This is a genomic window from Paenibacillus sp. N3.4 (genome assembly GCF_008017805.1).
GTDB lineage: Bacteria > Bacillota > Bacilli > Paenibacillales > NBRC-103111 > Paenibacillus_E.
Genome location: NZ_VRTT01000011.1, coordinates 53,546 through 66,151, shown reverse-complemented (window position 1 = coordinate 66,151; position 12,606 = coordinate 53,546). Strand labels below are relative to the sequence as shown.

General features: G+C 47.3%; 11 protein-coding genes and 2 pseudogenes. 11 read left to right on the top strand and 2 right to left on the bottom strand.

Going from position 1 to position 12,606, the window contains the following annotated elements; translation table 11 throughout:
• Window positions 1-29 precede the first annotated feature (29 nt).
• From FU659_RS08140 to FU659_RS08120, 5 genes are read left to right on the top strand one after another with little or no spacing between them, the layout of a single operon-like run.
• The gene (locus tag FU659_RS08140) at window positions 30-1,091 is read left to right on the top strand and encodes a hypothetical protein (RefSeq protein ID WP_147947107.1); all 1,062 of its coding nucleotides are present in this window, start codon (window positions 30-32) and stop codon (window positions 1,089-1,091) included.
• Window positions 1,088-1,354 (top strand): phosphopantetheine-binding protein, encoded by a 267-nt coding sequence (locus FU659_RS08135; protein WP_187273988.1) that lies wholly within the window; start codon window positions 1,088-1,090, stop codon window positions 1,352-1,354. Before FU659_RS08140 ends, FU659_RS08135 begins: the two co-directional genes overlap by 4 nt.
• A gap of 39 nt (window positions 1,355-1,393) precedes the next feature.
• A complete protein-coding gene (locus FU659_RS08130) occupies window positions 1,394-2,734 on the top strand; it encodes an ANL family adenylate-forming protein (protein ID WP_147947105.1) in 1,341 nt (446 codons plus the stop codon).
• Window positions 2,735-2,760: 26 nt separating this feature from the next.
• Window positions 2,761-3,615: a sugar phosphate isomerase/epimerase family protein gene (locus FU659_RS08125; RefSeq protein ID WP_187273987.1), complete on the top strand. Its 855-nt coding sequence runs from the start codon at window positions 2,761-2,763 to the stop codon at window positions 3,613-3,615.
• A 29-nt stretch (window positions 3,616-3,644) separates the two neighbouring features.
• A complete protein-coding gene (locus FU659_RS08120) occupies window positions 3,645-4,787 on the top strand; it encodes an aminoacyl--tRNA ligase-related protein (protein WP_147947103.1) in 1,143 nt (380 codons plus the stop codon).
• 85 nt (window positions 4,788-4,872) lie between these two features.
• Here the strand turns inward: FU659_RS08120 and FU659_RS08110 are convergent.
• Together FU659_RS08110 and FU659_RS08105 are read right to left on the bottom strand one after the other, a co-directional pair.
• Window positions 4,873-5,306: pseudogene (locus FU659_RS08110) on the bottom strand (IS6 family transposase); the annotation flags it as partial.
• 248 nt (window positions 5,307-5,554) lie between these two features.
• Complete coding sequence (locus tag FU659_RS08105) at window positions 5,555-5,719, bottom strand: helix-turn-helix domain-containing protein (protein ID WP_147947100.1); 165 nt, start codon at window positions 5,717-5,719, stop codon at window positions 5,555-5,557.
• Between the two features lie 51 nt (window positions 5,720-5,770).
• On the opposite strand from FU659_RS08105, the gene FU659_RS36275 reads away from it, so the two are divergent.
• The 6 genes and pseudogenes from FU659_RS36275 to FU659_RS08085 all read left to right on the top strand — a co-directional run bounded on the left by FU659_RS36275 (window position 5,771) and on the right by FU659_RS08085 (window position 12,594).
• Window positions 5,771-5,926: a hypothetical protein gene (locus FU659_RS36275; protein WP_222708501.1), complete on the top strand. Its 156-nt coding sequence runs from the start codon at window positions 5,771-5,773 to the stop codon at window positions 5,924-5,926.
• Window positions 5,927-6,211: 285 nt separating this feature from the next.
• Window positions 6,212-7,276: a Gfo/Idh/MocA family protein gene (locus FU659_RS08100; protein WP_147947099.1), complete on the top strand. Its 1,065-nt coding sequence runs from the start codon at window positions 6,212-6,214 to the stop codon at window positions 7,274-7,276.
• 34 nt (window positions 7,277-7,310) lie between these two features.
• Window positions 7,311-7,916 carry a sugar phosphate isomerase/epimerase family protein gene (locus FU659_RS08095; protein WP_187273982.1) on the top strand — a complete coding sequence of 202 codons (606 nt, stop codon included), beginning with the start codon at window positions 7,311-7,313 and terminating at the stop codon, window positions 7,914-7,916.
• Window positions 7,917-7,948: 32 nt separating this feature from the next.
• Window positions 7,949-8,150 (top strand): annotated as a pseudogene (locus tag FU659_RS36905) (transposase); the annotation flags it as partial.
• A gap of 180 nt (window positions 8,151-8,330) precedes the next feature.
• Window positions 8,331-11,618 carry a glycosyl hydrolase gene (locus FU659_RS08090; RefSeq protein ID WP_187273981.1) on the top strand — a complete coding sequence of 1,096 codons (3,288 nt, stop codon included), beginning with the start codon at window positions 8,331-8,333 and terminating at the stop codon, window positions 11,616-11,618.
• Between the two features lie 4 nt (window positions 11,619-11,622).
• Complete coding sequence (locus tag FU659_RS08085) at window positions 11,623-12,594, top strand: ABC transporter permease (protein ID WP_187273980.1); 972 nt, start codon at window positions 11,623-11,625, stop codon at window positions 12,592-12,594.
• Window positions 12,595-12,606: the final 12 nt, after the last annotated feature.

Here is a 12,606-nt window from a genome sequence, read left to right as displayed (position 1 = left end):
ACCAGCGAGGATATAAAGGAGGATGAGCAATGGCGCAGCAAGTCATGGAAGTAAAGAATGAGCATAATATCAACTTGGCATTTATGGAATGCTTCACTTCCTGCGTTCTGACCTATTTGAATATTCAGGGAAAAGATTACCGGAAGATTTTGTTGGATTATTGGAATTTGAGCTATCAATTCAAAACGCTGCTATCGGGAAAGGATGCTCGGCAACTGCCGTTGGAATACTTCTATGGGTTGAAAATGACGTTTATCAAAGGCAATGAGGAATTGCTGAGGCGCCATATTCGCAGCGGGCACAGTGCGATTTGCTTATGCCAAGCGTCAAAGCTTGAGTTTTTCCCGCACTCTTACTTGGGCATGGAGGAGAGCGGCTTCCAGCATTCGATCCTTCTTTACGGTTGGGATGAACAGCAGGAGCGCTATCTCGTAACGGACCCGGTCGTCAATGCGGTCGTAACCTTAAGTCCGGATGAGTTTGTTTACGCAAGCGCTATTCGCCTAGGGCGCAACGAAATGCACTATTTCGTACTGGAAGAGTCGGCGGTTCCCTTCTCGGAGCCTAATTTGGAGTCATGCTTGGTTTATTGTACCGAGCAGATTTTGACGCTGTATAGAAGACAGCGAATGAGCAAATCGGATCCGATCGTTCCTGAAGGCAGCTCCGACGAAATGAAGGTGAGAGCTTGGCAGCATTGGTTTAATAACCGCCATGACGGCATTCGGGCATTGGAGCACTTTGAGGAGGATATACTGAATTCCTCCGAGTGGACTGTCCGTCGAAGAAACGATTGGATTGTCATCAATACGAAGACCATTTCCTCCATTCGACGCCTCCGTACCCTGGTATGGAACACATACCGGGATATTGCCGACTTGGGCGAAGCACACGAGGAGGAAGGGCAACGACAAATCGAAGCGATTTTGTCCACATGGAATACGGTTAATTTCCTGCTGCTGAAATACAAGAGCGGGCAAGACAGTCAGGCTGCGATACCTTCTATTTTGCAGCGAATTCAGGAGCTCAAACGCATCGAACTGCAATTTTTGGAATGGCTGCATCTGGCCGTAAGGGAGGGAGCTCAATGAGTGTGAGCCTCGATGAACGACTAAAAGAAATTCTTATTCGGAACACGAGGAAAACGATAGAGGCGGAAGAGATAACTTCCGAGACTGATCTTGTGGACGATCTGGCGCTGGATTCCATTCTCATTGTTAATCTTTTTGCCGATTTGGAAGAAGAATTTAACATGACGATCCACGTGCAAGAAATAACGACGCCGATCTTAAGCAAGTACAAGCTGCTTCAAGAATATGTGCTGGAGCGAATGGCTATACAAGCAGCGCAATAAGCTTGGACTTGCCGCCCTAGCGAAGGAGGAACGAGTGCGTTGGCAATTGGATGGCTGCTAGATAAAATATCCGAGTTTGCTAATCAGGAATCTATGGTTTTTGCGGGTAATTCCGTAACCTTTGGCAGATTGTTGGACGATTATATTAACTGGAGCAGTATCATTAAGAACCGCCAGATATGTTCCGGAGAGGTGATTTTGTTAGAGGGAGATTATTCTCCCGCTGTCAGCGGAGCGATTTTGGCATTGATTGCAAACGGCAATGTGATTGTTCCTATATCTGCTAGCGTAAGACACAGACTTCAGGAGTTAAACGATATCGCTCAGGTCAACAGATCGATTCACTTCGAGGGTGACAGCTACCGGATTGAAAATTATGAGCGCAGCGCCCATACGGGACTTCTGGAGCAGTTTCTTCTGAAAGGGCAGGCCGGTATGATCCTTTTTACATCAGGAACTACAGGTGCGCCTAAGGCGATTCTTCATGATATTTCGCAATTAATTGAACGGTATAAGGTATCAAGGGATACCTTGCGTACCTTGTCATTTCTGCTTTTTGACCATATTGGCGGAATCAACACCTTGTTTCATACGTTGGCTAATGGAGGTACTATCATTGTGCCTCCAAGCCGGTCGCCTTCAGAGATCTGTGCATTGATAGAGAAGCATCGCGTAGAGTTATTGCCTACCTCGCCAAGCTTTCTGAACATGCTGTTGATGACGGAAGCGTATAAGCAATTCGATATGTCTTCACTTCATATGATTACGTATGGTACAGAGGTGATGCCGGACTATACGCTGCAGCAATTGCGCAGTCAGTTCCCTCACATTGAACTGAGACAAACGTATGGCTTATCGGAGCTCGGCATTTTGCGAGCCAAGTCGAAGGATTCCGGATCTCCCTGGCTGAAAATCGGAGGGGAAGGGATAGAGACGAAGATCGTGGACGGTGTACTTCATATCCGCTCCAAGACGGCAATGGTCGGATATCTGAATGCGCCTAACCCGTTTGATGAAGAAGGCTGGTTTAATACGCAGGATCAAGTCAGCGTGGATGGAGAGTACTTGCGGATTTTCGGGCGATGCTCTGAAATCATTAATGTAGGCGGAAGGAAAGTATATCCTGTCGAGGTGGAGGATGTCTTGCTCCAAATGGACGAGGTGCGGGATGTTACCGTCAAGGGAGAGCCTAGTTCTTTGTTGGGTCATGTGGTTTGTGCTGTTGTCAATACCGACCATCTGATCGATGCTAAGGAGCTTAAGCAAAGAGTAAGAATCTTTTGCCAAGGCAAGCTGGAGGACTATCAAGTTCCGGTGAAAGTTTACATCCAAGAGAAGGAGCTATTCTCAGAACGTTATAAAAAATTGCGAAAGGCCTGAGGAAAATTGGATTGGAGGTGTGTGGTTTGAATTACTCGTTATGTTCCATTTCCTTCCGGCATGAGCTTGTTTCCTTTAACGATCTGGTTCATTTTGCCTGTGAGAAAGGCTTCGCCGGGATTGAATTGTGGGGAATTCACGCGAGGGCGCTCTCGTGCAACCCAAAGCATGAGGTATCTCGCCTATTGGATAAGATGGAAGCCAGGGGCGTTCGAATTTCGATGGTAAGCGATTATATCGATTTATTCGCAGAGGACGATCAAACGTCGGCGGTATTAGAACGAGGGAACTCTCTTTTTTCCCTTGCCCAAACGTTTCGTACCAATAAGCTTCGTATTTTTGCAGGGAATCAGTCGAGCGACGTGGCTAGTCCGAGAGTTTGGGAACGATGTGTAACAAGGTTGCAGGAGCTTGCCCAGCTTGCTTCTGAGAACGGTGTTTACCTCGTGCTCGAGACGCATCCGAACACTTTAGCGGATACCCTGTCGTCCACGCTCCGTCTGCTGAATGAGGCGGCTCATTCCCATATTCGCGTCAATCTTGATTTTTTGCATATATGGGAGTTGGGCAGCGATCCGTTGTACGCCTATCGGGCTTTGAAGGGATGGACGATCAACTATCACCTGAAAAACATATCTGGCCGCGATAAGCTGGGTGTGTTCGCGCCGGATAACGTGTATTCTCCAAGCGGGGATCGAAATGGCTTGACAGCGCTTTCCGAGGGTGTAATCGATTATACGCCGATTATCGAGCAATTGGATCGTGACAACAGCACATATACGGCAGCAATTGAATGGTTTGGAGATCAACCGTTCCGGTACTTGGAGAAAGAGCTCGCTTGGCTTATAAAGCATGAGCTGCAGCGCGATGTGTCCATTTAAATATTAAATGAAAGAAAGGTGCATGTGTAATGATCAAAACGTATCCAACTGAAGGGAAGCTAAATGTGAAGCAAGCGCAGTCGCTGCTTTCGAAATTAATGTATAGTATAGAGGGCATCTCAGACTGTCGCCTTGACGCTCAAACTCAAGACATCGTTGTCGATATGCTTCCGGGCGCCGATGTGGGAACGATCGAGGGAACGATCGCCTATTTAATGGAGAAGGAACGGCACAACCGGATCATCGGCAGCCGCACTTACATTCAGAGCGAAGAGAAAGTGTCCCCATGGCATGAGGAGATGCAGCCGATTGATTATTTGTTCACCGCTGACGGCTCGGTGCGAAGAGACTTGGCCGTTACGTTGTTCCAGCAAATCGATCGCATTCTACAAGAATTATCCCTTCATCATGACGCGCAATTACGCAGCTACCCGTCCATGATCCCGCTCGCAACGCTGCACAAGTGTCGTTATATCCCCACCTTTCCTCAAAATATTCATTTGGTGTCTGAATTCCCCCATCGCTTACAAGACCTTAACAAGGTTCGGGAAACAGGTCATTTAGAGGAAATTTCCAGGCTCAGCGCCTATGCGCTTTCTCCTGCCGTATGCTTTCATTGCTATGCGGAGCTCTCGGAAAAGCGGTTATCCAATCCGTTGCTGCTGACCGCCCGCGGCACCTGTTACCGGCATGAAGCTTTGTGGAGATTAGGGAAGCACCGCATGAATGAATTTAGCATGAGAGAGATTGTCATGTTCGGTGATAACTCATTTATTGAGACGAAACGGAAGCAATTTATGGAGGATGTATGGACGCTGTTTGAATCACTCGGTTTACGCGGCCGAATTGAGACGGCAAGCGATCCTTTCTACTTCTCGGAGGAAACTGCCAAAGGACAGCTCCAGCTCATGGGGAATATGAAATATGAACTGGTCGTGGAAGCTGGAGAAGGTAACGGCTCTTTCTCTATTGCCTCGTTTAATAATATGGAGGATTCGCTATGCAAGCCCTTTGAAGTGCTGAATGATGAGTATAAGCCGATGCATTCGGGTTGTATCGCGTTTGGGATCGACCGTTGGATGTTTGCGCTGCTGAGCTGCTATGGCGGCGATTATGCGAAGTGGCCGGCAACTGTGAAGCAAATATTAGAACAGCCGTTCAAAGCAGCATGATTTCGGAAGGGTATTATACATGAAGGCGGCTCAGCAGTACGTTGACTGACCGTTGTATTTCGGCGTGTGGGTTTTGGCATAGCATTTCATTTATTAATTCTTGTATGGTTGGTGGATAGGCAGGGTTTTTATCCAAAGTGATCACAGGTGGGAATTGATTATGTGGTGAGGTGAATGCTTTTGTAAAGAAACGCTTAGCTGCTAGCATATCTCGATTTTCAGATAACATAGAATCAATCGTTTCCCCATAGAATCAACCGCTCTATATAAATACTTCCATTGATCTTTGACTTTGATGTAAGTTTCGTTTGTTCTGTACGAATAATTTGTGGGTCTTAAATAGGGGCGGATTCGTTTGTCTATTTCGGGCCCAAACTCATGGACCCATCTCATGATTGTCGTATGGGAAAGATCTAATCCCCGCTCGCTCATACAATATTTTAAATACCATCGAACTGTTAGTAAGATGATTGACGATTCATACTGCTTCCATTCAAATAAATCCAATTTGATTTCCATACTAAGTTGCTCCAATCCCATGACTTCATTATTAGTTGCGTTATCATGAATTAGAGCTTTGCACCACAACCTTTCTTTGTCCAATCAATAATAAAACTAAAAAGGGGGCATCGAGTTGAAAAAGAATCCTTAAACCATGGCTCGGTCGTTCAAAAAAATATAAATATAATAGCCGCTTCTGTCGAAAAATCTTTTGGACAGGAATATGGTGTTGACATTGTCAAGTTCCAAACTGGACTATAGGCGGGTCAGCGCTTTTTTGTATTTGCCAGGACGCTGCCGTACATCGATTTAAAAAATCGGATGAACGGATACGCATGATTATAGCCGATCCGATTCGCGATTTCCCCCATCGTCAAATCCGTATTAGCCAACAAATATTGCGCCTTCTTCAGTCTCTGCGCTTGATATATTGCATCGGAGAAACTTGGGAAGCTTGTTTGAACTCTTTATGAAAATGGAAGATGGACAAGTACATCGAAGCTCCGATCTTGTATCGGGAGACAGAAAGAACAATTTCCAGCAGAGCGAGCATTCGCTGCTTGACTTGCGCCATCCTGTACAAGGATGTGCTGGCGTCGATCGGCTCTGCGTTCATCAAAGCGGTTATTTCGGATTAAAGCCGACCGATGTTAGTTCCGACGTCTCCGGAGGTGACATAAGGAGTTTCTATAAAGTCGAACAGTTGAAAATGGTCAAAAAGAGTGATGTCCAGATTCAGCCAATGCGTGACGAATTGAGGTCCTAATTACACTTATAATAGTGCAACGCGCAACCGAATCAAGCGGAATGAAGCAAGCATCGAACAAAAAGTGTATAAAATCAGACAATTTGTCATTTCAACCTTCCATCCCACGGTGAGATAATGTTTCCGTGACAGAAATTATGAGGGAGTTGAAGCGGAAATGAGCACTAAACTGAAGATCGGCATTCTGGGCGGCGGAGGCATTTTGGCTGCACATGCTCCGGGGTATACACGTCTCGGGGATCTTTGCGAAGTCGTTGTGGCCGAGTCTGACGCAAGCCGCCACAGTGAGATCCGAAGACTGCTGGGCGAGGATGTTGCCATTGTAGGAGATTATACCGAGATTTTGGCCGATAAGGACGTGGATGCGGTTGATATTCTTCTTCCGCATTATTTGCACGCGCCTGCTGCTATCGCGGCTGCGGAAGCAGGCAAGCATGTGCTGACCGAGAAGGTGATGGCCCGCAATGTGGAAGAGTGCGATCGAATGATCAAAGCTTGCGAGAAAGCCGGCGTATCGCTTACCGTTTGCCATGATCGGCGCTACGATTCCGATTGGCAGGCGCTTAAGCGGGTGGTTGATTCCGGCGAACTGGGGGACATTTTATTCTGGAAATTGGAGCACAATCAGAACGTCGTTTTCCCCGAGCGAAGCTGGGTACGATCGAAGGAAATGCTTGGCGGCGGTGCCATCATGAGCTGTCTTACCCATCAGATCGATTCGCTCAGATGGTATGAAGGCGAAGTGGATCAGGTGACTTGCATGACGAAGACGGAGCCGGATCGCATGGAAGGGGAAAGCATCGGAGCCGTATTGGCCAAAATGCGATCGGGCGCACTGGCCCTGCTCTCCATAAACTGGTATACGCAATCGCATCACGCTCCGGACGGATTATGGTACGAATTCAATCATGTCACCGGTACGAAGGGTGAAGCGTATTTTATGAGCGGCAAAGGCACATACGTCAAAATTCATGACGGATCATCCAAGCAGTTTCACTATGACATGAAAGGCGAAGGAAGCTTCGTCAAGGTTGACGTCAAGAAAGAATTGACAGGCCATCAGCGCTGCATCGAGCAATGGGTGAAAAGCTTGAGAGGCGAACAGGCGGAAATTTTGACCGACGGGATAGACAGCCGTAAAACGGTTGAAGTGGCGGAAGCCGCTTATCGGGCTGAGGAAACGAAGGCGGTAGTCAGCCTTCCCCTGCAACCGACACGTTGAAAGCGGTAGTCAGACGATTAAAGGAGGACTGGCCTTGAGGATAGGAATCGACAGCTTTACGCTCCGGGAATTGAACCTGGATCCTTATCAGTGTCTAGATTATGCCAACAAACGAGGATTGGATGGCGTGCAGTTTGGCGGCATGGACGGATTGAGCAGCAAGCGCGATTTGGGTGAACTCCTGCACTTAAGGGATTATGCCGATTCACTCGGGATGTATATAAACGTTTCTGTAGGGATGTGCAACCCGATTCTGTTCCAGCAATCGGAGGACGAAGTAAGAACCGCGATGATCCATGATATTCAAGCCTTCGCCAAAGCCGGCTGGCATGAGTTGGCGGGTATAATCAGCCGCAATAACGAACGATACAAGCACCCCGTTCCATGGAACACGCATTTATCGAAGAGTGCCGATTTCGTGCGAAGTCTGAGACCGGTGTTGGAGGAGTGCGGCAGTCGGATCAATCTCGAGAATCACGGTGACTCCACCTTCGATATTTTGCACGTCGTTGAAGCCGCCGGTGCGGATATATGCGGCGTAAACCTCGACACCGGGAATACGCTTGTGAATGCGGAAGACAAATGGAAGAAAGGATTTCAAGCGGTGCCGAGCATTTGCGGGGGATTCTGGAAAAATTGAATTTACAAAGCGGCAAATAAAAGATGACCCGCCATACCATAGAGCGAAGTTTCGCGGATGCCAAAGAAGCTCCACGAACTTCGCTATTGCCGGTTTAGGGGGAGAGACAAGCTCCAGGAGCAGGTGCTGATGGCAGCAAAGACCGATGTCCAGCCGACAAAGACGGGGCTAGACAAAAGTCTGATCCGCCGCACAGCCATATACAAATATTGCGGGGTCCGAAGGGAGACATGAAGGCCAATCTGAATCATTATTACTTGATTGAATACACTTATGCAAGGATGTCGAAGACATGCAAGAATGTCCAAGCTGAAGAAAGACTAACAGGCAAGAGAATCTAATTGTTGATAGAAAAACTACATTATATAGTTAGAACGTCTTATGCTTGAATTGTTTAATCAGGAGGTTACCACCATGTTATTCGATATGGAAAGATTCAAAAATCCTGCTGCGGATGACCGCATACACCCTTTTTGGTTTTGGAATGGGGAACTGGAGGACGAGCAACTAATCTGCCAAATCCATGAAATGGCAAGGCAAGGCTTGGGAGGGTTCTTCATTTGTGCGAGACAGGGGCTGAAAATTCCGTATTTATCAGATTCCTGGTTCCGAAAAGTGCGGGTTGCGGTAGAGGCAGCTAAAGAATGTGGAATGCATGTTTGGTTATATGATGAGTATCCTTATCCAAGCGGCATTGCCGGCGGGGAAGTGATTTTGGAGCATCCGGAGGCTAAGCACTATACATTAGCCCGCACGTCATATCGAGCTATAGGAGGCGAGCATCTGTCGTTGGAGCTGCCTTGGGCACGAATTCTATATGCAAAAGCCGCTCCGGTGACAACTAATGGTACGCCACAATGGAACCAGGCGATGTCTATTCGCTCTTATATTGGGAACTATCAGGCCGATCAGATTTTTCAAAAGGCCGGGTTAACGAACTATAATCAAAAACGATTTTTTACTTACCGAACTATTCAAAAGCTGGATTGGCAGGTTCCGCCTGGAGAATGGGAGGTGTTAATCGTACAGGAAAAGGAATTGGATGATTTCAAATATTTTGGAACATTCGTAGATCCTTGCAACAAGGAAGCAATGGCAACATTTATTCGTTTGACCCATGATAAATATGTTGCTTATTTGGGTGAATACTTGGGGACGACAATAAAAGGGATGTTTACAGATGAAATCGGATTGTTAGGTGATCTTCCGTGGTCCCCCCAATTGCCGGCATATTTTAAGGAACGCTGCGGATATGATTTGTTGGAGCATCTGTATGCTCTGATAAACCCGGATACAGCTGAAGGAGTCAAAATCAGGTACGATTACTATCAATCCGTTCATTTGCTGCTGCGGGAATCGTATCATCAGCAAGTTCATGATTGGTGCGAGCGGTATGGGCTGCAATATGTATCTGAAGTACCGTCTGTTCGGCATACAACTCAATTATTCAGTCATATTCCGGCGGGCGACAGCGCTCATGAGAAGCTTGGTCGGTCACTGGACTGGATTTTGAATGCGCAAGCGGATAATTTTCGCTGCAATGCCAAAATGGTCAGTTCTTTGGCAAGACAATTGAATCGGGAACGGAATTTGATTGAATGCTTTCACAGTGTGGGCTGGTCGATGACATTACAGGATGCTCGCTGGATGATTGACCGGATGGCTGCACAAGGAACGAATATGTTCAATTTCCATGCTTTTTTCTATACGATAGACGGGCTTGCCCAGCATGATGCGCCGCCCTCGCAGTTTTTGCAAAACCCGTATTGGAAGCATTTCCGCAAGCTTAGTGATTATGTAGGCCGCATTAGCTATGTGATGAGCACCGGAGAAGCTGTAATTTCGGCCGCAGTTCTGGAGCCGGTGACATCGTTGTGGACGCGATTGGGTAATCCGTTTCACGGTTTCTCATATAGCGGCGAGCTTGCTGAGGAAAAAGAGCAGTTGGAGCATTTAAAGCATTGGTGGATGAGCATCTGCAACCGGATGACGAAGGATGGCAGAGATTTCGATCATCTTGATCCGGAATTGCTTGTGAAAGCGGAAGTCGAGTGCGGCAAAATCAAGCTGGGTAAAGCTTGCTATTCACTGCTGGTGTTGCCTCCTATGACAAATTTGGAAAACAACGCATGGGAGAAAATTAAGCAATTTGTAGAGCAAGGGGGAGCCGTAATCAGTATGGGGCAGCTTCCTTATGAATCAATTGAAGTTCAGGCTGCTGATCGTTCGGGGATGGAGCAAGTCTTCGGTGTACCTGGGACCTGGGAAGCAAAATTTTGGAGCCCGCACCCGCAGCGGGAAGAACAGCTTATTTGGTTCAAGGGGAATGGTACAGCATATCACCTGCCGTTTCATGCTGAAGATGAGACGGAGCAAGTAATGGAGATGCTCTCCGCGCAGCTAAATAAGCTTGAACCCCTGCCCGTTCGTTTGCTGCCTGTTTGTGGCGAATGGGGATTGCTTATGCAGGTGAGACGTATTTCCGCAGACAAGGTTCTGGTTTTCATAAGCAATCAGGAAGAATCGCTGCGGGATGTCAAGCTTCAGGTGAACCCGCATTTATGGGGGGAAGGAGAAGTATACCAATTTGTATTTCGGGAGTTGTCCCTCGATGATGGCGACGTTGTCGATCTTATGTATCAAGCTTCCTTCGGTAGTGTATGCCACATGGATTTGCAGATGGAACCTTACAGTGCCAGGCTGATTGAGATTACCCGTGGTGGGTTGAGTGATACGCTGCCGGCAGACGACAAGGAAAAGTCGAACCCTTTTAAATTGGATATTGATGCGTCATCGCTATGGGAGCTGCGTCCCTTGTTCTCTAATACTGTTCGGTTTGACTCATTCCGGATGACGATGGGCAGCAAGAAAAGTTCGAATGAAGGATTTACGGAAGGAACGAGTGTGCAGGTAAAAACCTTTATCGATCAATTATCTGACATATCCGAAGCTACTGCTCTGCCTGTTACCACGTGGCAAACATTTGGCACACCGATGAAATTGTGCATGGACTACCCGCTGCTGGCTCATTACGAGACTGAGTTTATCATCGAGGAATTGCTGGAAAACAGTGGTTTGTTAATGGATCTGGGCGCAATTTCCGGCTCAGCTGCTATTAGAGTGAACGGGCATTTGCTGGATGCGGGCCATTTCCAACCGACTTTTCTATATGATCACAGAAACATTTCCAATGAAATCAATGATTATCTGCAAGTGGGTGTCAATCTGCTGGAAGTCGAAGTCGAAATCTGTCAAGACGGTGACGGTCTGGTCGATGCATTGTATATAACCGGCCCTTTTCAAGTTTTGTTTGATGATAAGCAGCGGCATGTTCTCAGTCCGGCATCGTTATCTAAGCAGCCCGTACAAGGCGGGCCATACAAAGGTTATCCTTACTATGCAGGCGATTTATCGTTTAGACGAACGTTCGAGCTACCGGCATTGCCGGAAGAATCGATATTTGAGCTGAACTTCAGCGGCTGGGATCCTCATTTTCATGACTGTGCTGAAATATTTGTAAACGGACAATCCATTGGTGTCCGCCCTTGGTTGCCATATCGTTGGACGGGGAATACGGAATTACTGCGTATTGGTGCAAATACGGTTGAGATTATAGTGACGAATACGTTAATCGGATTGTTGGAAGGTAAATATTTCGATTATGCCGAGCACGTTAGCAAACCAGTTCAAGAAAGGGTGTAGAACAATGAATGAACTACAGACATACGTGAATTCTGAGGGCGCCCCAGGCCGCCGCCGGATGACGAATTGGCTTCGAGGTCTGAAGAGAGATCTCCGCAGGGACAAATACTTGTACTTGCTTGCATTGCCCGGTCTTTTATTTTTCTTCATATTCAAATATGTGCCTATGGGGGGAGTGGTCATCGCATTTCAAAATTACTCTCCGTTTGCTGGAATATTGAAGAGTGAGTGGGTAGGACTGGAGCATTTCCAACGGTTTTTCTCCACCCCGGATTTCATACTGCTGTTTCGCAATACGATGGCGATCAGCCTGATGAATCTCATTTTCTTTTTTCCGCTTCCGATCGCACTGTCCTTGCTATTGAACGAGCTTCGGAGCGTTGTGTTCAAGCGGACGGTGCAATCGATCGTCTATATGCCGCATTTTTTGTCGTGGGTCATTATTGCGGGGATTACTTTTCAGTTATTCGGCAAGGGCGAAGGCTTGGTCAATAAAATATTGGAGTTGCTTGGCGCAAGCCGCATCGACGTGTTGACCAATCCGCATATGTTCTGGATCATGCTTACCTTGCAATCCATCTGGAAGGAATGCGGTTGGGGAACGATTTTATTTCTAGCGGCTATGGCCGGCATAGACCCTCAGGTGTACGAAGCGGCGAAAATAGACGGAGCGGGCAGGCTTCGCCAGATGTGGCACATTACGCTTCCGGCGATTCGCAATGTCATTATCATCTTGATGATTCTGCGGCTGGGACGCACGATGGACGTAGGCTTCGAGCAGGTATTTCTCATGTATAACGGAGCTGTGTCGGAAGTCGCGGAAGTATTCGATACTTATGTTTATCGCGTCGGCATTCAGCAGGCGCAGTTCAGCTACAGTGCGGCCGTGGGGTTGTTCAAGTCCGTTGTTGGCTTGCTGTTGGTCGTGCTGGCCAACCGGTTCGCCAAAAGAATGGGCGAGGAAGGCGTATATTAAAACATACTAGGA